At 63.8% G+C, this 24,439-nt stretch carries 11 protein-coding genes and 2 pseudogenes; 3 read left to right on the plus strand and 10 right to left on the minus strand.

All coding sequences use genetic code 11. The features are described from left to right. Positions 1–27: 27 nt before the first annotated feature. The 9 genes and pseudogenes from ABD231_RS20520 to ABD231_RS20550 all read right to left on the minus strand — a co-directional run bounded on the left by ABD231_RS20520 (position 28) and on the right by ABD231_RS20550 (position 19,953). Positions 28–1,416: a serine hydroxymethyltransferase gene (locus ABD231_RS20520; RefSeq protein WP_344154151.1), complete on the minus strand. Its 1,389-nt coding sequence runs from the start codon at positions 1,414–1,416 to the stop codon at positions 28–30. Positions 1,417–1,436: 20 nt separating this feature from the next. Continuing rightward, positions 1,437–3,851 carry a non-ribosomal peptide synthetase gene (locus ABD231_RS20525; RefSeq protein ID WP_344154154.1) on the minus strand — a complete coding sequence of 805 codons (2,415 nt, stop codon included), beginning with the start codon at positions 3,849–3,851 and terminating at the stop codon, positions 1,437–1,439. 182 nt (positions 3,852–4,033) lie between these two features. Beyond that, complete coding sequence (locus tag ABD231_RS20530) at positions 4,034–5,536, minus strand: condensation domain-containing protein (protein ID WP_344154157.1); 1,503 nt, start codon at positions 5,534–5,536, stop codon at positions 4,034–4,036. A 126-nt stretch (positions 5,537–5,662) separates the two neighbouring features. Next, complete coding sequence (locus ABD231_RS20535; protein ID WP_344154160.1) at positions 5,663–7,354, minus strand: DUF885 domain-containing protein; 1,692 nt, start codon at positions 7,352–7,354, stop codon at positions 5,663–5,665. Continuing rightward, positions 7,344–8,744: a SagB/ThcOx family dehydrogenase gene (locus tag ABD231_RS42190; RefSeq protein ID WP_425554194.1), complete on the minus strand. Its 1,401-nt coding sequence runs from the start codon at positions 8,742–8,744 to the stop codon at positions 7,344–7,346. Before ABD231_RS42190 ends, ABD231_RS20535 begins: the two co-directional genes overlap by 11 nt. Then, positions 8,721–9,995: pseudogene (locus ABD231_RS42195) on the minus strand (amino acid adenylation domain-containing protein); the annotation flags it as partial. The pseudogene ABD231_RS42195 and the gene ABD231_RS42190, both read right to left, overlap by 24 nt. Positions 9,996–10,058: 63 nt before the next feature. Next, positions 10,059–11,480 (minus strand): annotated as a pseudogene (locus tag ABD231_RS42200) (condensation domain-containing protein); the annotation flags it as partial. A 147-nt stretch (positions 11,481–11,627) separates the two neighbouring features. Then, positions 11,628–18,659: an amino acid adenylation domain-containing protein gene (locus ABD231_RS20545; RefSeq protein WP_344154166.1), complete on the minus strand. Its 7,032-nt coding sequence runs from the start codon at positions 18,657–18,659 to the stop codon at positions 11,628–11,630. A 361-nt stretch (positions 18,660–19,020) separates the two neighbouring features. Continuing rightward, positions 19,021–19,953 (minus strand): phosphotransferase, encoded by a 933-nt coding sequence (locus ABD231_RS20550; RefSeq protein WP_344154169.1) that lies wholly within the window; start codon positions 19,951–19,953, stop codon positions 19,021–19,023. Between the two features lie 185 nt (positions 19,954–20,138). Between ABD231_RS20550 and ABD231_RS20555 the strand changes: the two genes are divergently transcribed. From ABD231_RS20555 to ABD231_RS20565, 3 genes are read left to right on the plus strand one after another with little or no spacing between them, the layout of a single operon-like run. Further along, positions 20,139–20,822, plus strand: coding sequence for a hypothetical protein (locus ABD231_RS20555; protein WP_344154172.1), 684 nt, complete (start codon positions 20,139–20,141; stop codon positions 20,820–20,822). Position 20,823: 1 nt separating this feature from the next. Then, positions 20,824–21,975, plus strand: coding sequence for a phosphotransferase family protein (locus ABD231_RS20560; protein WP_344154175.1), 1,152 nt, complete (start codon positions 20,824–20,826; stop codon positions 21,973–21,975). 22 nt (positions 21,976–21,997) lie between these two features. Next, positions 21,998–23,116, plus strand: a complete 1,119-nt coding sequence (locus tag ABD231_RS20565; RefSeq protein WP_344154178.1) for a DegT/DnrJ/EryC1/StrS family aminotransferase — start codon at positions 21,998–22,000, stop codon at positions 23,114–23,116. Here ABD231_RS20565 and ABD231_RS20570 read toward each other — a convergent pair. Next, a complete protein-coding gene (locus ABD231_RS20570) occupies positions 23,100–24,434 on the minus strand; it encodes a condensation domain-containing protein (RefSeq protein WP_344154181.1) in 1,335 nt (444 codons plus the stop codon). The genes ABD231_RS20565 and ABD231_RS20570 overlap by 17 nt on opposite strands. Positions 24,435–24,439 lie beyond the last annotated feature (5 nt).

A 24,439-nucleotide genomic window follows, 5' to 3' on the forward strand; every position in this document is an offset into this window, starting at 1 on the left:
TCCCCGCCGCCGTCGAGCACGTCCGCTTCACTCCGGCCCTCCCGTGACGGGATAGCCGTCCATCGGATGCCGACGGCACAGCTGCACCACTTCACCTTCCACTTGGGCGGCTACCTGCTCGTCGAGCGAATAATCACGCTCGCCGCGCTGCTTGGCTGCACGCAGCACCCTGTCGACCAGATCAGCGCATTGCTCCATCTCGGCGCTGCCAAAGCCTCGTAGCGAAGTGGTATTGCTCCCCAAGCGAATGCCACTGGCGATCGCTACAGACTTTGCGTCGTTCGGGATGGCGTTCTTGTTGACGTTGATGCGGCAGCGCTCGAGCGCCTTCTGAGCGACGATGCCGGTGAGTCCGTAGGAGGAGGCCACGTCGACCATGACGAGATGGTTGTCCGTGCCGCCCGAAACGATGGCACAGCCGCGCTGCGCCAGACCGGTGGCGAGGTCGCCGGCGTTGGCCTTGATTCGCAAGGCGAGCTCTCGGAACCAAGGTGTCGTGAGCCGATGAAATGCTCGAGCCTTGGCCGCGATCACATTGGGAACCGGGGCCCCCTGGAAATAAGGAAAAACGCCTCGCTGCACTTCGTCCTCCAGGCTGACGTCCCCCTTCCACAACCCCGATCGGTCCGGTCCCAGGAGAATCAGGCCGCCACGAGGCCCGTAGAGCTGCTTGTGCGTGCAGGTGGTGACCAGATGCGCATGCGGTAAAGGACTCGGGTGCAACCGCGCCGCGACCAGCCCGGCGACGTGAGTGATGTCGGCCAGCAGCAAGGCCCCCACCTCGTCTGCTATCTCACGGAAGCGCTGAAAATCGATGTGCCGAGGATAGGCGGTGGCACCACAGATCAGCAGTTTCGGACGATGGGCAAGGGCCAGATCACGCACCTGAGAGTAGTCGATGAAGCCTTCTGCCGTGACGCCGTAACCAACAGCCCGGAAACGCTTGCCCGAGACCGAAGCGCCGGCGCCGTGAGTCAAATGCCCGCCGGCATCCAGGCGCATGCCCAGGATGACGTCACCAGGCTCCAGCAGCCGCAGCAGGAGCATTTCGTTGGCAATCGAGGCCGAATGGGTCTGGACATTGGCAAACTCGGCGCGAAATGCCACCTTGGCCCGTTCTATCGCCAGTAGCTCGATCTCGTCGATCACCTCGCAGCCACCCTGGTAGCGTCGGCCCGGATAGCCTTCGGCGGTAACATTCGCCGCCACCGACGCCATGCAAGCATGAGTCGTCGGGTCCACAACGCTCGAGGAAGCCACGAGATTCAGGGACGTCTGCTGGCGCTGAAACTCCTGCTCCAGCAGCGAGTACAGGGCTTCGTCTTCTTGCTGCAGCCTGGTGTGGCCCTGTCTCAGCAGCTGCCCCATATCTGTCGGCATCTCATGAGGCTCGGCATCTCCGAGCTGCTCGCTCACGGGTAGCGGCTGCGAGTTGTTCATTGGCCACCCCGCAATTCTTGGCGAGAGAGCGCGTCGATCTCGCCCGCGCTCATGCGATTGACCGAATTCCACAGCTCGACAACCTGGTCCAGGTCAATGGATCTCGCCCGGGCCTCCCGCTCCAAGTACGCGGCCAGCCCCGCCGGGGTAGAGAATTCGAAGACCGCGGGCAAGGGCACCTCGACCCGAAAAATATCGTCGAGGCTCGAGACCAGGCGCAGTGCCAGTAGGGAGTGGCCGCCCAGCGCGAAGAAGTCCGCACCCGGTCCGACCCATTCCCGGCCGAGCAGCTCCGCGAAGACCGAGGCGACCACAACGGCCAGCGCCGATTCCGGAGTCTCGGCGGCGCGCGGTGGCTGCAAGCTGACCAGCCGGCCACGGTCGATCTTGCCGTTCACGGACAACGGCAGCTCGCGCAACGGCACGATCTGCTGCGGGATCATGTAGTACGGCAGGTGTTCCGACAGGGATCGACGCAGTGCCGACAGGTCAAGCTCCCCCGAAGTCGCGACGAAGGCGGAGAGCACCGGGCCACCTTGCTCCGCCGCTGTCACCAGCGCCACTGCGCGCGTGATCCCGGGATACCGCGCCAGTACAGCCTCGATCTCGCCGAGCTCAATGCGCCAGCCATGGAGCTTGACCTGAAAATCCCGCCGGCCCAGCAGCTCCAGCTGGCCGTCGGGCTGGAACCTTGCGAGGTCACCCGTCGCGTAAAGCCGCGTGTGCGGTCCGCCGCTGTACACATCAGGCCTGAATTTGGCCGCGGTCAGGCCCGGCTGACGGTGATATCCCCAGCCCACGCCATCGCCACCCAGAAACAGCTCACCAGCGCTGCCGGTCGGCGCCAGCCTGCCCCGTTCACCGATAACATAGGCCTTTTGATTGGCCATGGCCCGGCCGTAAGGAACGCTTTTCCAGTTCTGATCGGCATGATCGATGGCGTAAAAGGTCGAGTCCATCGAAACCTCAGTGGCGCCGCCAAGACCGACAATACGGGCCTTCGGCCAGAAAGCCCGTATTCGGTCGGCCATGCCCACTGGAATCCAGTCTCCGCCCAGCAGCACCAGCCGCAGTGACGACGGCACCGTGTCAACCGTTTCGTAGGACTCGACATGATCCAAGAGACTTTGCATCAGGCTGGGCACAGAATGCCAGATGCTCACTCTTTCCCTTTGCATCAGCTCCAGCCACTCCGACGGCGCTGCCTGCTCGCGCTCCGACACGAGAGCCAGCTTGCCGCCTGCCATGAAGGTGCCGAGAACGTCGTAGGCGCTCATGTCGAAGCTCATCGACGACAATCCCAGGACACAGTCTCCGGGCCCGATCTGGAAACGCCTGTTGAAATCCGAGAAGTTGTTGACCCGGCCACGCTGGTCGAGCAGAACGCCTTTCGGATTTCCGGTGGAGCCGGACGTGTAGATCAAGTAAGCAGGAGCAACAGGACAATCCAGGGCCGGCAATCCTGAGCTGCTGTCACCCGTCAGCAGGTCCTCGATGCACAGCACCGGGCAGTTCGTCTCCGGCAGCTCTGCGTGCAATCGGCGCTCGACCACAACCAGCTCCGGTTCCGCGTCAGCGAGCAAGTACGCGGCACGCTTGGCGGGATACAACCTGTCCACGGGGAGGTAGAAGCCACCGGCCCGCAGGACCCCCAGCATGGCCGCGGCCGCAGCGAACGTCCGCCCGGCGAAGATGGCCACGCCTCCTGCCGGGCGCAGGCCATTCGCGCGCAATTGTGCGGCGATCGCGCCCGAAGCGCGTCCGAGTTCGGCATAGCTGTAACTGCGGCTTTCGCAGGCGAGGGCGATGCTGTCCGGCAACTGCGCCTGGGTTCGCTCGACGAGAGCCTGCAGCGTGCTGTCGCGCTCGTAGGCGATCTCGGTATCATTCCACTCATGGACGGCGGAGACATCAGCAGGTCCGCTTTCCCACATCTTTTCCAGCTCGACCGCAGGTGCCCGTAGGCCCAGGTCCAGGATGTTGACCATGCCGCTCACCGCGTCGGCGACGGTATCCGACCGGTAGAGGTCGCTGCTGTATCGGCAGGACACCTCTTTTGAGGCCTCGAGAATACGAACGTGCAGGCCGACCGGAGCAGCTCGGGGATCGGAATGCAAGTCGGCTGTGCTCACCAGCGTGGCAGGGGAGGCACAGTCACCGGCACCGATCGCTGCCGACGGTGACTGATAGGCAGCCCGGAGCTGCTGCCTCATTGATTCGAGCACGTCCTGAAAGGTCTGAAGGCGCTCGAAATCAACAACGACGGGGAACCATGAATCCCCGGAGCCCGCCGGCGAAGGGGAATGGAGAACGAAGTACTGCTGACCGCCGTGCCGTTTCACGTAAACAGCCACTGCGGACAGGAGCGCAACGTGCTCCAGAAAAGGATTGCCACCCGTCAACTCCTTCATTCCCCGCACCAGATCAGGCTGCAGAGTCGCCACATGGGTTCTGAAGGAGGTAAGGGAGTCCTTGCGGACATAGTCGGTTCTCAGGCTACCGCTGGTACCACCCTGCGTATCTGACATCGCGTCCCGGCCTTTTCCGATCGATGTACTAGCGGGGAGTCGATCTGCGCACCGTTCCTTGCTTGTCAGGATGCGGACGACTCGGTCGGGTACCGGAAGCCTTCCTCGAAGAGCCGGCGGTCGTCCAGGCCCGCCACCGGCAGTTCTCCGATGACGCGATCACGCGAGCCGGGCAAGGCTTCCAACAGACCGATGTACTGCTCGATCCAGGCAGCGACGGTCTCCGGAGCGAACAGGTCCGGGTCGTACTCGACAACGCCGTCCAGCGCCTGACCTGACTCCCAGCAGCAGAGGAAGAGGGAGCACTTCGCCGTCTGGGTATGTACTTCGACATCGAAGTCCAGGGACACCGGCGCCGGCCAGCTCGACTCCTGGGCTACCTCCGTGGAAGCACTGGGTCGGCGAAAATCGAGGAACTCGAACATCGCGTCGTACGCTCCGTCTTCCAACGGCTCACCTGACCGCCAGTTCGAGACCACCTCTTCGAACGGCGCGTCCTGGTGGGTATGCGCTCCCAGCACCGTGTCCCGTACAGCAGCCACTGCCTCGTGCACCGTCATCGTCGGCGACAGCCGACTGAGGCACAGCACCGTATTGCCGAAGTACCCGATCAGCTTTTCCAGTTCGGCCCGGCTTCGGCCGCTCATGGGGACAGCAACCAGCACGTCGTTCACGCCCGCGACTCCGGCCAGCAGGATCTTGTAGCAGGCCAGCATCACGACGAACATCGTGACGCCCTCGGCCCGGGCGAAGTCGCGCAGACGGGCCACCACCGACTCGTCCACCGTGAGACGATGAACCGCGCCGCGATGGTCACGGCGGGCAGGCCGGGGGAAATCCGTTGGCAGCGGCAACCTCGGCCGTCTGTTACCCAGCACCGAACGCCAGTACTCCAAACTCTGGAGGCGAGACGATCGACCGGCCTCGGACTGTTCCCACAAGGCATAGTCGACGTACTGGATGGGCTGCGGCTGCGCCTCGAACGGCAGTCCTTGTCGCAGGCACTGGTACCTGTCTCCGACCTCACGCACGAGCAGACGCACCGACAAAGCGTCTGTGACCAAATGGTGCAGGACGAAGACCACATACTGTTCCTGGCGGTCGAGGTGAATGACCTGCACCCGGAGCAGCGGCGGAACCTGCAGATCGAAGGGCAGGAGAGCAAAGTCGTCGATTCGACGCTGCAGAATCGTCATGACCTCAGCCTCCGGGGCATCGGCGATCCGATCTTCACCGAGGACGGCCGGCACGGATCGGTGAACAACCTGCCGGACTGTCCCATTGCGCAGGCAAAAGCCCAGGCGCAGCACCTCGTTCTGATCGATCGTCTGCTGCAAAGCTTGCCGTAGGAGTTCTGGCTGCAGCCTCTCACCCAGCCGGACAATGGAGGGAACATTGTAGACCGCGGTGCCCGGGTACAATTTCTCGAAAACAAACACACTGGCCTGCGCGGACGACGCAGGATAATCGGACTGGGACCGCGGCTGTGGCAGTATCGGTATTTGCTGCAGATCGATGTCTTCTTCAGCCAACAGCTTGCAGAACAGACGTTTTTTGACCTCGCTCATTCCCGCATGGAGCGAGTAGAAGAGTTGCCGCGAATATGCTGACACCATAGTACTGTAACTCTCTTACGCCCCGGATTACCAGCGTCCGCGTTGATTGACGAAAGCGGCCCGGCCCGATCCAGGCCATTAAACGGGATCCGCGACGACCAGTTCTCCTAGCATCGTCAACGGGCAGGGCCCCAGATCAAGGACACGGTGATGGAATCGAGCCAAGTCGAATTTTGCGCCCCAGGACTTGCGCGCGCGCTCACGCGCACTCAGCAGGGCTAGTTCACCTGCTTTATAAGAAACACCCTCACCAGGCTGTATGCAGACACGCTCGATTTCCTCGTCGAGCCATGCCATTTCTCCAATTTCTGAATGCAGCCTCCGCCGCGCCTGCCCCTGCGACCAGCCGCGGTGATGAATTCCGGTGTCCAGCAACATCCGCGTCGAGCGGCGGAGGTCGGCGGCGAGCCGGCCGAGCTCACCGACCCGGTCTCCTTCGTAGAAGCCGAGATCGGCGACCAGCCGCTCCGCGTAGACGGCCCAGCCTTCGGTGTAGCCGTGGAACGGCAGGGCCAGCCGGAACGCCGGCAGGGCCGGAGCCCGCCCGTACAGATGGACAGACTGCAGGTGGTGACCTGGAATCGTCTCGTGCACAGTCAAGGTTCTCAGCGCCGCGGGCTCTCTTCGACAGCTTTCCGGATTGAGGCGGAAAACCCCGTAACCAGCGCTCAAACAAGAAGGTGGCTGATAATATCCCTGCCCGGCAAAAGGCCGCATGAACTCGTCCATCGGCTCCACCCGCACTGGATGCGACAGCGGGCCGGCCACATCTCGAGCTACCTGGGGAGAGATTTCGTCGATGCAAGCCTGGGCGCCTGCCAACAGTGCTTCCGCGCTGGTGTCCAGGTCCGAGGCCCAGCGCGGTGAAAGACACAGGTCCCGATGGCCCAGGAAGGATCGCAGCTCGTCGCATGCTCGCTCGAACTCGCCCTGCGCTTGCAGATACAGCGTCTCGGGGTCTGCGTCTGTGGTAGCGAACTTGGTCAGCAGGTACCGGTAATAGCCGGGACCGTCGTCGCGCACAGCCAGGGAACAGGATTCCGGCGCCTCGGCGACGAGGGCGACGCAGGTTCCGATCAAGTTGCCATAGGCAGGCGAAACGCTCTCGGCGATAGCGGAGGCAGCCATCTGCAGGAGCACCGCCCGCTCGCGTTCACTGATATCGAGCACAACCCCGAGCTTCTGCCGAAAACTCAGCAACAGCGGGTGGCCGGCCCCCGCCGTCGCATGGACCCGCATTGCCTCGATGGCCCGTTGCATCACCAATGCCGGCGTGCGAAAACCGCGGGCATGCCGCTCGATCAGCACAGCCTGCAGTTGCTCCAGCTTGACCGGAACGGAGTGCAGGCGGGAGAGGTAGTCGAAGGCATCCTGCCGTGTGAAGATCGCATGTCCGTGGATCAGCAGCATCGGCAACTGCTGGGAGACACCACTCAGCAGAAGATCACTCAAGCCACCCCTCGAATGCACCGGGTAACTGTTCAGGCAGTACGGTTCGGCGTCCACGATCCGTTGCAGATACCAGTACAGGAGCCGCCTGGAGTGGGCTTCGTCGCGACTCATCGTTGCCTCGTCGAACCCGTCCAAGGTGTCCAGGCAGGCCCGGGCCCTGGAAATGCGCTCGGCGACGAAACGTTCTGTGCATTCGGTCAGTGCACCGTTCCCGAGCACCAGCCCTGTTCGGCTGCCCAGACCCAGCGCGGTCGACAACTCGCTGTCGTCTTCCAGATAGTCTCGCAGAAACGAGTTGAAGTAGATTTCAGGCTTCATCGAGCCCATCTCCAGCAATACAAGCCTCCAGCTCCCTGGCGTGAGGCTCGTCCAGAGCATCGACGCGGCGGAGCAGAGACACAGCACGATCCAGTTCAGCGGCCTCACGCCCGACGCGGTTCTCCCCGTCGAGATCCAGGTTCCCCTCGTCAACGGCACCGCAGGTCAGCGAATGCAGCAAGAGGTGCCGCTCGTCGATGCCGAAGCCGGGCCTGACCCTTGAGAAGTCGAGTGTGCCAATACTGCACACCCCCAGGCCGAGCTGCGCGGCGGCTTCGCGCAGCAGCTGTCCCATCGAGCCTGCCTCGAACAGGGCCAGGTCGTAACCCCACTCGCCGTAGGACGCCTCCACCGCGTCGAGCGAGCAGACCAGGAACACCACGAGGCCCGCCTGGTCGTAGATCAGGCGGTTCTCGTCGCCGTAGACGTCCCTGTTCACGCGGGAACCCGGGCCGAGCTCGACCAGACTCTGTTGTCCCGGGTGGTAGTAGTAGTCACCGCCCAACAGCCCCGACACTCTGCCCGGTTTCACATGCAGGTAGACCTGAACGGCATAAAGGCTGCCCGCCGATCCGTACCGATAGCTCGGACCGCCTTCAGGACCCAGCGCGGCCAACGTGGCGAGCCAGCGGCTGAGGGTACGGAAACCGATCGGGTCGAGGGAGTAGCACCTGCGGGAGCGGAGCCGGCGTCGCAGCGACGGGTCGGCGTCGGACTCGCGCAGAAGTCGCACCGCCGGTGCTTCCCCAAGGTCCTTGCGCAGGCCCACGTGGGCCTGCTTCACGGAGAGTTCGATGCTTGTCCTGCCGGTCGCAAGTCCCCCCGCGGCGCCCCGTTGCCTCGGCGGCGCCAGGTCGGACGTGTGAGGGTCGTCCGCAAGCGCGAGAAGCAGCGCGTCGATCGACGGAGCAGCAAAGTAGTCCTGCAGCCCCAGACGATCCTGTGCGTAGCCGCGCACCCGATTGCTCAGCCGCACGATTTCGATCGAAGCGGCTCCCATCGCGATCAGGCTCTTGCTGGTGTCGACTTGCTCGAGGCCCAAGATATCGGCAATGTCCTCAAGAAAATGGCGGCTACGGTCGTCGTCGGGTGCTGCCGACCGCGCGGTCCGCGCCGTCTCCTTCTTGAGCGAGGCGTAGTCGAGCTTGCCATTGGTGGTGATCGGTAAGGTGTCCAGCACCAGGAATCGCGACGGCACCAAATAGGTCGGCAGAAGCTCCGCCAGATGCGATCGCAGGTCTTCGGCGGTGCAGGAGGAGTCAGCCGGCGTCACGGCGGCCAGCAGCTGGTTGGACTCGGTCTTGACCACAGCTGCGCGGGCCACCGACGGATGCGCGCGCAGCTGTAACTCCACCTCGTCCAATTCGACCCGGAATCCGTTGATCTTCACCTGGCGGTCGTCGCGTCCCAGGAATTCGATGTCGCCGCCCGGAAGGTACCGGCCCCAATCACCGGTGTCGTACAGGCGCTCGCGCTTTCCTGCTCTGCGGCGGAAGCGGAGATCGGTCTGCGCAGGGTCGTCCCAGTAGCCGACGGCCAAGCCGGTGCCCTCGATGCAGAGCCGGCCGGGAACCCAGACCGGGCAATCGCGGTCCTGCTCGTCGAGCACATGAAAACGCTGGTTGGACAGCGGGCGACCATAGGGGATGCTCGGCCAGGAAGGAGACACGGAGCCGACCGGGAAGAAGATCGACCAGATCGCGGCCTCGGTGTTGCCGCCCATACTGACGATCTCGACGTCGTCGCACAGGGCCCGGACGCGGTCCGGAAGGTCGACCGGGATCCAGTCGCCCCCCAAGAAGACCAGCCGCAAGCTCGGCGGCAGGCGTTCCCCGGTGTCCTCGGCGTACTGGACCAGCATCTCCATCAGCGCCGGCACGGTATTCCATACTGTGACGCCGTGGGCGCGCATCAGACGAAGCAGAGCAGCCGGGTCCCGCAGTCCGTCCGGCTCGGGCAGCACCACGCAGGCACCGACGGCATGCGCGCCGAAGATGTCATAGACCGACAGGTCGAAGCTGAGTGACGAAATCCCGAACACTCGATCCCTCGCTGTCAACCGGAACCGCTGGTTGACGTCCCGCAGGGTGTTGACGGCGCTGCGATGGCTGACCATCACGCCCTTGGGTTGACCTGTCGACCCAGAGGTGAAGATGACGTAGGCGAGATCATCAGGTGCGCACGGCGCTGCCACGGCTTCCGCTTCGTCGCGGGCTGCTTCCGAAGGGATCACCTCGTCGATGGCGATCCGGCAAAGGCCGGCGAATTCCTGCGCCTGCAACAGGGCCTTTGGCGCAAGGACGATCCGTGCTCGCGTGCGCTCGAGCAGTCGTCGGCGATAGTCCGGCGGCAGATCCGCAGCCACCGGCAGGTAGGCAGCGCCGGCCTCGAGCGTCGCCCTCGCGGCAACGATCTGTTCCCATCCCTTGTGCGCCACGATCGCGACGAGTTCGTTGGGCTGAACCCCTTCGCTGATCAGTTCCTGCGCCAGCGCTCCTGACAGCCTGGCCAGATCTCGATGGCTGAGGGTCCGACGGCTGCTGATCACCGCGGGCGCCTCCGCGAGAGCAGCATCGAGCGAGCCGCCGAAATCATGGAGCAGACCGTCGAGGATCGGTGCGTCGGTGGCATTGGCCTGCACCCGCTCCAGTCGCTGCTCCGGCGGGATGTCGACCGGGGAGGTCTGGTGCAGCAGGGAGGGATCAGCTGCGCAGCCCCGCAGCAAGCTGCAATAGGCGTCGAAGAGCACGCGTAGCAGTCCAGGAGGGAACAGCTCCTCGACCACATCCCAATTGAAATGCAGGCAGCCCTGCATCTCAGCGGCCTGATGATCCAGATAGACCTGGGGTGTTTGCGTGATACCGAACAGGACCTCGGCGTCTTCCGCCCTGGGCTCTGCCGCAGCCCGTCCGTCACGCAGACTGGAAGCCATGGTGAACACCACCGGCACCTCGACCGACCCTGAGGACTGTCTGTGCTGGGTGAGCTCGCGGATGATCCGCACGCCGCTGACACAGTCGTGCTCCAGGCCCTCGAAGACCCGTTGCTGGAGACCCTGAATACGCTCGATCAACGTTCCCAAGGTGAGCCCGTCATTGCCTATGAGAATGAAGGAGGCGAAATCTCCGACAACGTCGTTGATGTGCTCATGGAGCGGTGGTCGATTCAGCGTAGGCATACTGACAGTCAGCTCCGGAGACCTGCTCCATCGGCCCAGTACCTCCATGAAACAGGCCAGCAGCAGGCCCGCGGGCGTGACCCGATGTTCCCGGCACTGTGATTTCAGGATCTCCCACTCGTCCCGGTCCAGCTTGGAGCTGTAGCGTTGAAACCTGGCTCGCACCGCACCGAACTGCTTGGCCATCGGCAGCTGCGGACTTTCTGGCAGGCCGGCCACCCGCTCCCGCCAGTAGGTGAGGGCCCGGGTATAAGCAGGCAACTCTCGCCCGGCTCGTTCTGCCAGCACGTAGTCGCGGAACGAGTACTCCAAAGGAGGCAACGAGAGCGCGGGATCACGGTACAGCCTGATCCACTCCCTGATCAGGATCTGGTAGCTGCGATCGTCGATCAGCATGCCGTCGAAACCAATGTGCAGGCGCGTCAATCGCTCGTCGATCCTGGTCGCTCTGATCTCCCATTGCGGCCACACATCCAGCGGGAACAAGCGATGGGACATCTCATGGCGGGTCGCATCCAGGTGCGCGTTGACGACCTCCGGGGCGCGGCCACGCAGATCCTCGACGGCGATCTCGTAGGGCGGCGTCTCCGCGACCATCCGCTGCGTCCCCGCATCGGTCACCACCGAGCGCAAGGCACCGTGCCGGCGCACCAGCGCGGACCAGGCCGCGCTCAGCCGTTCGATGTCCAGGTCCTCGATCTCGGTCTCGCGATAGCTGTGGATCGAGGTCCCGCCGAGCTCGAATCCACTCTGCCGTCCCACCCAATAAGCCTCCTGCATGTCGGTGAGCGGAAAGGGATCGAAGGTGCGGGAAGCCTGCGGGCCGTCCTGACGCCGTGGCATCTCTGGGGCCTTGCCATCGGCACCGCTTCGGGCCAGCGCGTCGATTCCGTCCTTGAGCCGTTGCTGCAGCCTTGCACGCCGCTCGGTTGCCTCGGATCGATCCATTCCTTGTGCCCCTCGATCTCTTCTGAGTCTGTCGTCCCGGCGGACTCCGCCGGATCATCAGAGTTGATTTCGTGGACGAACTCGCACTACGGACGGTCGCCCCAGTACCTGAGATTCGGAAACCTGACACCCGACCGATACACATGGTCAGTCCAGCTCGGCAGCCAGCTTCTGTTCGATGACTGCAGCTAGTTGCCGCACCGTCGTCGCCGCGACAACCTCGCGGAGCGGGATTTCTGTCGAGAATGATGCCCGCAAGCGATTCATCAATTGCACCGCCAGAATCGAATCACCGCCGAGCTGGAAGAAGTCGTCGTGGCGGCCGACCCTTTCGACACCGAGCACATCGGCCCAGAGCCCGGCGAGGGCCTGCTCCAACTCGGTCTCCGGCTCGGCGAAATCGTGTAGTGCTTCGGCGCCGTGCACCTCGATCGCCTCCAGCGCGGCGACATCGACCTTGCCGTTGCTGTTGTAGGGCATTTTTTCGACGGGCACGAAGTGGTCCGGAACCATGTGCCGGGGCAGCAGCCGGCGCACGAACGGCGCCAGCGCGTCGACGGGAGCGGATTCGGCGGGCTCCGTCCATTTCTTCGACGTGTCGGTGAGATAGAGCTTCGGATCGGAGAATTCCGCCGCGGACACGGCGCCGCCGAGGAAGGCATAAAACAGGTCATGGCTGTCACCGAGAGCAAGGCGTCCACGCAGTTCGTCGAACTCCATGGTGCCCACCGGACAGAGCCCCAGATCGAAATCCGGTGCCCGCGACATCAGCAGCTGGCCCAGGTGCCCCGCCTCCAGCAGCCCGAACTCAGCCGCCTTGGCACCGTAGAGAGGCACCATCGCCGCCATGTCGCACAGCACGAACAACGAGAAGGCAGCCTGTTGCGATACCGGCACGTTGTTGGCGGCGTGCAGAGTATCGTCCCAGTTGCCTTCCGGCGAAAACATGATCAACCTGTGTTCGACCGGATGGTAGTAGTAGGCCCCCTCGGGAACTCCGTCGATCCTGCCCGCGCGCACCAGCAGATAGCACTGCAGTGGGTAAGCGTTGCCGGCAGAAGGATATTGGTACTTCGGCATCGCGAACCCTGGCGGCATGATCTGCATGAGCAGGCTCAGGAATCCGCCGATGTGGCCATGGCTGATCGGCGAGATTTCGAAGTGCCGCTGGGTCCGGCGCCTCATCAGAACCTGCAGATCCTTGTCGGTCAGCTCCGGCCGGGAAAGGTCGACGGTGCGCGTCTGCGCCGGGATGTCTTTGCGGATGCCCCGCTGGTCCGTCTTGAACTGGATGCGCTCGATGGCATTGAGCAGCATGCCGTGGCTGTCCGTGCTGCCCTCAGGCGGTTCGGCGACGGTGGTGTGATCGGTGACCAGCTCCACGTAAGCCGTCAGCGAAGTGCCGGTGCCGACATCAGCTCTGAGCGCGACTGTCGCTGCTCGCACGAGTGGATGCCGTTGCAGAACCAGCTCGATCTCCTCCAGCTCGATGCGCTGTCCGTGCAGCTTCACCTGGCGATCCAGCCGCCCCAGGATGTCGATGGTGCCGTCCGAGCGCAAGCAGCCCAGATCGCCACTGCGATACAGGCGTTCGCCGGTCGCTTCATGGTGGAAGAACTTGGCCGCTGTCTTCTGCTCGTCCCGCCAGTAGCCGCGCGCCAATCCCGCGCCGGCGATGCACAGCTCCCCAGGGACGTTCACCGGACAGAGCCGGTCCTCACTGTCCAGTACGTAGTAGCGCGCATTGTTCAGCGGCCGGCCGTAAGGCAAGCGCCCGGTGTAGGCGCCGGCCAGTCCGATGGGGTGCCAGATATCCCACACCGTGGTCTCCGTGGGCCCGCCCAGGCTGTACAGCGCCGCCTCGGGCAGCCATTGCCGCATGAGTTCGTTCAGGGACAGGGAGATCGTGTCACCGGACAGCAGCACACGCAGCCCCGCCGTCCGCGGCAACGGTCCACGACCGCATCCGGAAAGGTACTCCAAGAACATCGCCATGAACGCGGGTACCGAGTTCCACAGCGTCACCTGGTGCACCGTCACGAGGTGTGTCCAGTGCTCAGGATCGCGCTGCAGATGAGCCGAGGGCAGGACCAGCGCCGCGCCCGCGCTCAACACTCCGAAGATGTCGAAGACCGAGAGATCGTGGTGGAGCGCCGTGAGCCCGAGCGCCCTGTCGTCCGGCCCGACGGCAAATCGGGCGTTGACGTCCGCGATCAAGTCGGCAATGCTGCCGTGCTCGATCATGACCGCCTTGGGCCGACCGGTCGAGCCGGAGGTGTAGATGAGATAAGCCAGATCCTCGGAACGCCACGTCTGCGCGAACGGTAGGCATGACTGTTCCTCGAACCAGGTCCGCTCGTCCCACGACAGATAATTGACCTGGGCGCTGAGGGGCTGCCTCAGCGTGTCCTGGGTGATCAGGACGGAAAGGCCGGCATCGCGCATCACGTACTCGACACGCTCGACCGGAGCTTGCGGGTCGATCGGGATGTAGGCCGCGCCGGCCAGAACTACGCCGAGGACAGAGGCGATCTGCTCCCAGCCCTTGTTCAGCAGGATTCCCACGACATCTCCACGAGCGACACCTTGACCGCGAAGCGCGTGCGCTACCCGCCACGCGGTGTCGGTCAGTTCGCGGTAGCTCACCTGTCGTGTGCCGGTGATCACTGCCGGGCTGTCCGGCCGTGACGCCGCTGTCCGCAGGATGGATTCGAGGGCGAGCTCCGCAGGTGGCGGCACGGAAGTGTCGTTCAGGCTCGCGTAGGCGTCGAGCGTCGTGGCCGGCAGCAGATCCGGCGGCTGTCGCCAGGCGGACTCCTCGGTCAGCGAATCGACGAAGGCGCAGTAGCGCTCGAACATCGCATCGAGCATGCCGGCCGGAAACAGCTCGTCGAGGCTGTCCCAGTTCAGGCTGAGTTCGCCATTCTCTTCGACCAGCTGATGATCGAGATAGATCTGCGGCGTCTGGTTGACGCCCATCGCATCGACCTGCTGATCCTTGAGGAACGTCGCCTCGTCGGGCTTGCGGTGTGTCAACGTGCTGGTGAAGACCACCGGCATGATCGGAGCCGACTTGAAGCCTTGCTGGCGACCCATCTCACGCAGCACGCGGACGCCGCTGAAGAAGCGATGCCCCAATCGTTCCATCAGCCGCCGCTGGACCTCCTGCGCGCGCTGTTCGAAATCAGCGTCCGACGGCTGGAAGTCGATCAGTACCAGGGAGGTGAAGTCTCCCACGATGTCGTCGATCTCGGGGTGCAAAGGCTGACGATCGAAAACCGTCAGCACCAGCGTGAAGCTCTGCGTTCTGCTCCAGCGCGAAAGAACCTCGGCGAAGGCCGCCAGCAGCAGCGCCGACGGAGTGACCTCTGCTGCCGCGGCGCGCAGCTTGATCCGGCCCCATCGCTCGGCGTCCACGAGGTGATTCCGCCGCTCGAACCGCGGCTCGGCGACCTCACCCAGCTGCTTGAGCATCGGCAGTTGCGGCGCTGAAGGGATGCTCCGGATCCGATCCCTCCAGTAGTCCTCAGCTTGCCGGAACAGTGGCGAGCGGAGTGGGTCGGCGGTTGCCTGCACGTAGTCGCGGAAGGTCAGCTGCAGCGGCGGAAGCGCCAATTCGGGCTGGGTGTACAGCTTGGAGAAATCTCGTAACAGAATCTCCAGGCTCCAGGCGTCGGCCATCAGTGCGTCAAAGCTCAGATGGAGGCGGATCTGCTGTTCGTCGATCAGGCAGGCGCAGACCGCGAACAAGGGCCATTGCGACACGTCGAACACCTGACGAGTCATCCGGTCGCGGATTCCGAGGACGACAGCCTGCTGCTCGCCCGCGGTCTGATCCCGAAGGTCGAAGACCTCGATCTCGTAGTCGGGAACCTGTTCGAGTACCTGCTGGCGACCGTCCGGCAGAATGATCATGCGCATCATGTCGTGGCGATCGATCAGTTTCCTCAACGCAGTCTCCAGGTGCCGCAGATCCAGCCCGTCGAACTGCGTCTCCTGGTAGACGTGAGCTCCGACGTTGCCAAGCTCGTAGGCGTCGGTCTGACCCACCCAGTAGGCCTGCTGCACATCGGTCAGCACGAACGGTTCGTAGCGGCCCGCCGGGTCGAGCTCGATGCCCGCCGGCAGCCTGGGCCCGGTCCCTTGCCCGTCACCGACCCCGCGCTGCCGAAGGAATTCGGCGAGCTCCGCCACTGTCGGACGATCAAAGATGTCTCCGAGCTCCAACTCCGCCGGTATTCTGCCGCGGATGTCGAACAGGATCCGCATCGCCATCATGGAATGGCCACCGAGATCGAAGAAATTGTCGCGCACGCCGATGCGCTCAACTCCGATGTACGTCTCCCAGATCTCGACCAGGGCCGCTTCGATCTCGTCGCGCGCGGCCACGTAGTCCGCCTCCGACCTGGCCACTGGAGCCTGTCGCGCCAGTGCGATCAGGTCGACCTTGCCACTGCGCGTCAGAGGCAGGGCATCGAGCAGGAGGATGTCGTTGGGCACCATGTGCGCGGGCAGCCTGTCCTTGCAGAAGTCGCGTAACGCGTGCGAGGACAGCGCGGCTCCCGCTCCAGGTACCACGTAGGCAGCGATGCCGACGTCCTGCGCGAAGAGACGCAGATCCACGGCGACGTGAACAACCTCGGGATGCGCATGCAGTACGGCTTCGATCTCGTCGAGTTCCACGCGGAAGCCGCGGATCTTGACCTGACGATCCCTACGCCCGAGGTACTCCAGGCAACCAGGCGCACACGCGGCGACGAGGTCACCGGAACGATAGGCTCTTGCTCCGGGCACGAGACCGAAGGGGTCCGGGATGAACGCAGCGGCCGTGAGTGCGGGACGTCCGCTGTACCCTTCCGAGAGCACGCTTCCCGCGATCACCAGCTCCCCGCGCACACCGTCGGGAACGGGACGCAGAGCCTCGTCCAGCACGTACAGCCTGGCGCCGGCTATGGGGCCGCCAATCGGAACTCGTCCGTGCCCGGTTTGCTGAGGTATGTCGAACGCGCAGCAGGCCACGGTGGCTTCTGCCGGTCCGTATTCGTTGACCAGAAGCGGAGCTTCAACGTGGCCGAGCCAAGGCGAGAGATGTTCGTAGAGCAAGTTCTCACCGCCCAGAACGAGGCCGTCGAACCCAGGGAGCGGATCGTCCTCGATCGCCCAGTGCCCGGCGAGCAACATGGCGTGGGTCGGTGTCATCTTCAGCAATCCAGCATGGCCGGTACGGCGCAGCAGCCGGGCCAGTGCGTCGATGCCGTCGCCCTCCTCGACCATCTCCACACAGCCCCCCGCGACCAGCGGCAGCAACAGTGCCGTGATGCTCAGGTCCACGTCTGGAGATGTGTGCGCGATCGCACCGACGGGCTTGCCGTCCGCGTAGCGCCGCCACGCCCACTGCAGGTAACGAGTCAGCGAACCATGGCTGACGGCAATCCCCTTCGGCCGGCCGGTCGAGCCAGATGTGTACACGAGGTAGGCCGTGCTTTCGAGCGGCATCTCCGCGGCCGTCGATTCCTGCGTCGCCCCCTCTTCCGGAACATCCGGAAGAACTACCGGCAGACCCCATCTCTCCTCTGTGTGGCGAGAGACCATCACTTTGGCGGCCGAGTCGCTCAGGATTCCCGCTTTGCGTGCCTGCGGCAACTGGACGTCGAGGAGGACGTGGCAGCCGCCCAGCTGATAGACGCCGAGGACGGCGACGAGAAGATCCGCCGATCGGGGTAAATGAATCGCGACCGTGTCGCCAGGCAGAACACCGAGGGAGCGCAGGTGCGCCGCGAATGCGTCGCTGCGTTTGGCCAGGCCACCGTACGTGAGAAACGCCCCCTCCCCTTCGGCCACCGCGATGGCGTCAGGCGTGGCCACCGCCCAGTTCCGGAACAGGGCATGAACAGGCACATCGCGCGGCTGCGCGTCGGTATCGGCCTCAGCGTTGAGGCCGGCTATGACTGCGTCGGCGGACTCGGCATCCAGTAGTCCGGAGCAGAGAACGGCTGATTTCTCGGCGTCGAGCAGGCGCGCCAGCCACTGCACGAACAGGCTGAGTAGACCGGGCCCAGCTTGAGCATCGAACGATGCCCGCCGGCCGACCAGGGCCAGGCCGACCCGCTCTGCCTGCACCCATGCCACCAGCTTCAGATCGCTTTCGTCCGAACCGCCGGCGCAAAACTCGAGCCGCGGACCAGCGGGCTGTGCCACTGGCATCTCGGTTCGCAGAAACTCGAAGGCCACCCGGTGTGCGTCATCCGGCACTTGCCACGCCTGCATCGAAGCGTCATAGGCATCCTGCTGTTCCCTCGCCAGGCAGATCGCGGACGCCGCCTGCTTCGCCAGCTCGACCAAGGTGGCACCTGCCCGCATCGATACTCGCAGCGGCAGCGTCTTCGCCAGCAGTCCCACGCAGGCACGCTGTACTTCCAGCGTCCTACCGTCCGCCACGTACCCCATCTGCAGCTCGCCGCGACGCGACAACTTGCCGACGAAGCCTTGGAAGGCAGCCATCAGGACCGACTCGGCATTCAGCCCGTAGGCCCGGCAAACCCGCTCGAGGCCGGCCCCGGGCACGCTGGTCCAGTCGATCCATCGACCGGCTTCGGTAGCAGAATCCTGGCCGGCATCGCGGGCGTACGGCAGTTGCGGCGCGTCGAAAGCCGTCCACCCGGTCTCCTCGGCAGTAGCACTCGCCGTGACGTCCTGCTGCCGACAGTACTCCAGATACTGTTGCGCGGGTGCGGCCTGCTCAGATTCCGCCGCGACGAGCTGAGCGGCCACGAGGCGAAGGCTGGTGCTGTCCATGAAGAGCGCGCAGGCGCTCAAGAGCAGCCACGACACCTCGGCGTCGCGCATCAGCACCACGCGCAGCTGCGGGCCCTCAGCCGCATCGAATCCGAGCTCGCGCTCCTGGCGCGCCAGGTCCGCCGCGTCGGTCTGCGTCCCGACAGCTTCGCGGATCCACAGGTCGCAGGTGTCGGCTACCTGCAGAACCGGCCCGTCGGAGTCCTCGACCGCGAGCCGCAAAGCGTCGTAAACCTGTACGAGCCGCGCCAAGCGCTCGCGCATCTCCGGCAGTGGAAATTCGCCGGATATCTGGAACAGACATTGCGTGGCGGGCATCCGTGTCGACTTCACAGTCCGCCACAGATTCAGTTGCTGACCGGAAATCGGGATCTCTGGGCTCATGCTATGAAGGAGTCCCATCGGGCTTCAGCCCCTTTTGACTGAATAACATCCGCCGCCTCCATCTCGTCGTTTGCCAAGCAACTCGCGATGGTTCGATCGCTCCGGGAAACCCGAGCGAGCTCCTCACATTACAGCCCTTCAGGGGCCGCTACAAGATCGACGTATGTCAGCAAGAAATTGCCAAAAAACCAATGTCGGCGACAGCCGGCGTCGGCACTACTCAGTTCATACCGAGCAGGATTACAGGACCGCTGGCCGACGATGTCCACTGATTATCCGATTCATGGCCGTCGAGATTTTCGGCGTCGAAGAATTCCACGAAACCGGTCCTTATCGGCCGACTATGATCCGCCTTACGGGATCAGATCGATCGCCAGTCCCGCAGGTCTGCGACGGGAAGCCCGCGGGCTGCGCTCACCCAGTGCAGATTGATGAGCGCCAGCCTTTTGAAGACGTTCACGAGCCACGAAGGCGCCGGCTCGGCTGCACGGTTGACCATCTCGCCGGCGCGCCAGGCGGCGAAGGGAGCCGCGTCGGGCAGAACGTCCTGCGGATCGGGGCCGCCTTCGAGCGGCAGGCCCTGGACCAGATTGGCGAGATCGAATCCGCCGGCGCCCCGACTGGCGTCGCTCCAGTCCACGAGCACCACTTTGTCTTCGAGGAAGCACACGTTGTCGCTGCGAACGTCGCCGTGCACGAAAGTCGCGCCGCGTAGGTCAAGCGCCTTCTCTGCCGCAACGAGCTCTGGCAACGCGGAGTCCAGCCATCCAGGACCGGCGAGCCCCAGAGCGTGAAAGCGATCCGGCTCCTCGGAGATCAACTCCCATTGGGGCCGGTAGACCGACTCGAGAGGTGGCAAGACCGGCGGCGGCGTCACCTTCGCAAGTCGATCGAGCGCGTCGAACAGACGCTCGACATGCCCTGGCTTCCACAGGACCTCCTGCCCGCCGCCGCCTGGAGTCTCGAAGACCCCCGCCGGCCAGTAGGCACGATCGTGCAAGGACTCCGTCACCAGCACAGGCCGCCCGGCGGCTGCTGTCACCGCGATCACTTCGGGTGCGAAATCTCTGGCGGCCGACATTGCGGCAAGCTCCGTCTCCAGCCACTGCTGAGTCTGGTCGTCAACGGCCGCCTTGACGAAGACCGAACTTCCGTCGGGCAGCGTGACGACGAACCTCTGAGCGTCGCTCAGCCCAGCATGAGGGCTCCGCCAGGCGACACCCCGTGCCTGCAGCGCGGTCTCGACCGCGTCGACGAGATCGCTGGTCGGAAGTCGCTCTTCCTCGGTGCTCATGGTAATCACAACGCTACTCGACCCACAACGCAATCGCGCTCTTCGGCACACCGTGTGGAACCAGTACTGGAAAACCCGAGTCAGGCACTCACCAGACTGGTGCAGCCGCATTGCTTCGGCAACCGTCAGGCCCTGACAAGCAGCCGCGCACGACATTTCCAGGACCGCAACTTAGGATCGTCGTCATGAAAAAATGCGGAGCTCAAACAATTTGGCTTTCCGAACTGATTGAAAAGTCGCGAAGTCCAGCCGTGCACATCAGACCGCCCACATCCGGCAGCTCCGAGGATCGGATGCTGTACACGGCCTACCGGAACGTGCAAATACAGGAGATTTCAGATGGCGGCTTCTGGCACGCCGACGAGGTCCATTACGAGAGTGGCAGCCTGGAGACCAGCGAGCCGGTGCGCTCGATCGGCCACTGGAACAAACCGGATCAGGTCGAGATATTCCAGGTGACCAGTGGACGCGTGATGATGATCGTTGTGCCACGCAGCCCCGTAGACGTAATTTATGCCGCAAACTACGCTGCCGGTGATTCCTGCGTGATTCCGCTGGGCGCCTTCCATCTCACCTATTCGCCGTGGACCGCCAGCACGGTGTTCAATATATCATTCGAGGGCGCCGCGCCCCCGGATCAAAAATACGATCGGCATCCCGCCCCCGAAATATCGGCAGTACTTGAATCGAACCGAATCCGTCTTGAGACGCCTGCGGGCATGTCCGTGAAAACTGACCAACTGTCCCCGGTGCTCAGCTCGGTCCCGTCGGATCTCGCGAAATTTCTGTGCGCGGCCCGGCCCAGCGACCTCGCGGAACTGCGCGCGGAAGTTGCGGCACTGACAGCCGCCGGCTGGCCGGCTCGGTAACGTGAAGAACTCCGATGCGCTGGAACGCGCCATGACGCGCTTCCGCATCCAGCCGATCGCTCCGATGCATGGCGGATCCTCGGCCACGACGTGGCTCGGGAGAAGCGAGGACGGGGCCCCGGTCGTGGTGAAGTGCCTCGCGGACGGCGAGGGTCTGGTGGACGGTCACGATCTGGAGACCTTCCGCCGCAAGGAAGCTCAGATCGAGCATCTTCGCCAGGTCGCACCGCGTATTGCCGAGTGCTATCCGCGGACACTCGCGAAAACTCATCAGCCGGACTGGTCCGCGTATGCGTTCGAGTACATCGACACACCACCGCTGGCCGAAGTGATCCGCGAAAACCATGCCGATCGTGGCGCGGAACTACTGGTGGGGGTCTGGCATCGATTGGTGACATGCGGCTACACGATCTCCCGGCACCGCACCGATCCGGAGCGTTTGTGGCGGGACTTCTATCTCGACCGCATCGCTCGGCGTGCGGTGATATTGCGCGCCAGCCTTCCGGCTTGTCTCCTCACCGCGGAGAGCGTGGTGGTGAACGGGACGGTGATCCGAGGTCTGAACCGGACCTGTGCCGATGCCTGGGATCTCCGGACGCATCTGGGCGAGGCCGTGCTGACAGTTCCCGTCCATGGCGACTTGAACCTGCGCAATATGCTGTTTGGGCCGGCGCGCGAGGCCACGAACGGCGTGACGCTGGTCGACCCGCGCGGCACCCTGGCCTACTGGGACCCCTATTACGATCTCGCCAAGATGCTCTTCAGCGCCAGCATCTTTGATGCCACGATGGCGTCGGGCTTCAACGTCGACCAATACGGCCGCGAGTTTCAAATCTCCTTGCGGAAGGCCCGCGACGAGCCGTTGCTGCGGAGCGTCCTGACGGCGATTCCGAGGATGGCTTCGGAGATCGCATCGGCCGCTGATCGAGGTACGGAAAGCACGTTTCCCTGGCACGTCGCACTGGCTCACGCATGTCATGTCACGGCGGAGGCCGCCTGCCGGCTGTCCGTGACACAAGACAGCCTGGGCACGCGGAAGAACAGAGCCATCGGACTTCTCCTGTTCGGCATGATTTTACTGAACGATCTCCTGGAAAAACATGCGGACAGGCGGCCCCTGGACCTGTCCGAGCACCTTTCCCTCATACACTGACCAGTAGACTTATGGAGCCCGCATGACGGTCCCATTTCGTGATCTGAAACGCCTGCACGAGATTGGTCGAGACAGCTCCAGGTCGCGTCTTGAATCGGCGCTCGATTCGGCGACATTTGCTCGGCCGAATCAATGGATCGAGGACTTCGAAGCATCTTACGCGGACTATTGTGGCGTCGACCATGCCGTCGCGACGGCGAGTGGAACGGCGGCGCTGATGCTCACGTACCTCGCCCTGGGCATCGGCCCGGGCGACGAGGTCGTCACCGCTGCCAATACGTTCGTTGCGACCATAGAGCCTGCATTGGCGCTGGGTGCCACCGTGCGGCTGGCAGATGTCGATCCGGAAACCCATTTGATGAGCCAAGAGGCCGCGCTCGCCCTGGTAACTCCAAGGACGAAGGCGATAGTCCCCTTCCACGCCTACGGCAGGCTGGCGGACCTGAGCCTACTGCGCCGGGAGACTTCCCGGCTCGGCATCACACTGGTCGAGGAGGCTTGCCATGCTCCGGGGGCGACCCGGAACGGACGCATGGCGGGCTCCTTCGGCGACTGTGCAGTCTTCAGTTTCGGTCCGACCAAGCCACTTGCCGGTCTCGGCGAAGGTGGCGCCGTCGTCACCAATGATTCCCAGCTCGCGCTGCGCCTGCGGCGATGGAACGACCACGGGCGGACCGGCGGCGAGCATCTGGAGATCGGGCTGAATTTCCGGATGCACCCCATGGAGGCGGCGTATCTGACGGAGAGATTGAAACTCCTGCCGGAATTCCTCGAGGAGCGCCGAGCGCTGGCGCATGTCTACAACGACGCCTTCGCGCCGTACGGAGTGGTCAAGAATCCGGACGTCACCGACTATTCCGCACACAGCTACTATGTCTACGTTCTCGATGTGCCAGAACGCCGCAGATTCACCGAACTGCTGACGGAGCACGGAATTGGGTGGGACATTCACTACCCCCGGGCGATCTATGAACTTCCCGCGCATCAAAAGATGTTTGCCGACCTGGACTTTGCCAACTGCAGTGCCCTGCAACGCCGGATCGTCTCACTGCCGATGATTACCGGGCTCACCGAACTCGAGCGAAATCAGGTCGTGTCGTGCGTGTGTGATGCACTGGCCGAGGTCAGCCCGGATCACTGATCGTGGCGTCAGATGAAGTCAGCTCACGTGCCACCAGGCCAAGCGTTTGCTCGCATTCATACAGCGCCGACCTGATCCATTGCGGTGGGATGTGTTCACTGTCCGCCAGAAGCCGCAGAACGACACCGCCGTGGTGGATATCGACGTTCCAATACATCATTTGACCGTCACGATCCAGCCCTGGCAGCCACTCGAACCCGGTTGGCCCCTCGGCACCCGGCAGCCGTTGCTTTCGCTGGAGCTCCGCACCCGGTTCTCGATGGTCGAAGAAGTTGAAGCAGGCCAGGCGGGCATTGTTTGTATAGGCATCCCGGCCGGCTCCGCGCAGCATCGTTTCGACCGCACGCGGGTCGCTCGCTGCGTGCCGGCAGGCCTGCAGGATGCCCCGGCTGGTGCGGCGCAACGATTCACGACTGTCGCCACGGCCGTCCAGCGCGATCAGGGTTTCGCGGAAGAAGCATCCCACAGACGTTGCGGCCGCCCTGTCGATCCGATTGTGGAAGATCACGCGGAATCCATTCGCGTCGGCCCCGGTGACCTGGGCCGTGACCGAATTGATCGCCATCAGGAACGGAGCAGAAGCGGTACAACGAACCACCGAGCGTATGGTCGACAAGGATTCAAGAAGTCGCGCGGAAGTAAGTTGACCCCATCGGTACCGAGTGCCACCTTCGTCGGGCCGCGGAAGCTTGGGGACATGCCGCGACGGCAGCTCCCGCAATTGCGAAGCCCAGAATTCCAGCGCGCTGGAATTCTGCGATCGGAAACTCTCCGTCTGCTCAGCGGCAGCCCTGTCAACAGGCTGCTGCGCCGTCACCTCGGGCCGCGGCACACCCGCTTCTGCGTACCGCAATTCGGCATCGAGATCGTGGAGCAATCGCTGTGCGCCCCAGCCGTCGATGGCGAGGTGCGAGGCGGCAAAGTCTATCCGCGTGACCAGGCCACGGGTGGTTCGGACGGCGAATTCGAGAGGCCATTCCGACGTGCGCGCCGTTGCCGGCTCACACGCACTGCCGGTCGGCGACTCGAGGATCTCCGCGACGATGACGCCGGCGCCGAGAACGCGTTGAGCCGGAACCGCGTCCGGCCCGACTTCGAACACGGTGCGGAGACTTTCGTGACGCCGCACGAGAATCTCCAGCACCCGCTCGACCGTAGATATCGAGGCAGCCGGCCGAAGGATGTGACTGAACTTGACGTCGTACCGTTCCACACCTGGCGACATCCGCTGGAAATAGTCCCACATATATAGTTGTGACCACGTGAGCGGACCGGTTCTTGAACTGAGGCCGTCGAATCGAAGATTGATAGCGGGCAATCAAT

The sequence above is a fragment of the Kribbella yunnanensis genome (genome assembly GCF_039529655.1).
Lineage (GTDB): Bacteria > Actinomycetota > Actinomycetes > Propionibacteriales > Kribbellaceae > Kribbella > Kribbella yunnanensis.

Bases quoted from the DNA above. Each gene is read 5' to 3' on its own strand.
- ABD231_RS20525 (WP_344154154.1), bottom strand. From the start codon at position 3,851: ATGAAGGAGTTGACGGGTGGCAATCCTTTTCTGGAGCACGTTGCGCTC.
- ABD231_RS20530 (WP_344154157.1), bottom strand. From the start codon at position 5,536: ATGAGCGAGGTCAAAAAACGTCTGTTCTGCAAGCTGTTGGCTGAAGAA.
- ABD231_RS20535 (WP_344154160.1), bottom strand. From the start codon at position 7,354: ATGAAGCCTGAAATCTACTTCAACTCGTTTCTGCGAGACTATCTGGAA.
- ABD231_RS20545 (WP_344154166.1), bottom strand. From the start codon at position 18,659: ATGAGCCCAGAGATCCCGATTTCCGGTCAGCAACTGAATCTGTGGCGG.
- ABD231_RS20550 (WP_344154169.1), bottom strand. From the start codon at position 19,953: ATGAGCACCGAGGAAGAGCGACTTCCGACCAGCGATCTCGTCGACGCG.
- ABD231_RS20555 (WP_344154172.1), top strand. From the start codon at position 20,139: ATGAAAAAATGCGGAGCTCAAACAATTTGGCTTTCCGAACTGATTGAA.
- ABD231_RS20565 (WP_344154178.1), top strand. From the start codon at position 21,998: ATGACGGTCCCATTTCGTGATCTGAAACGCCTGCACGAGATTGGTCGA.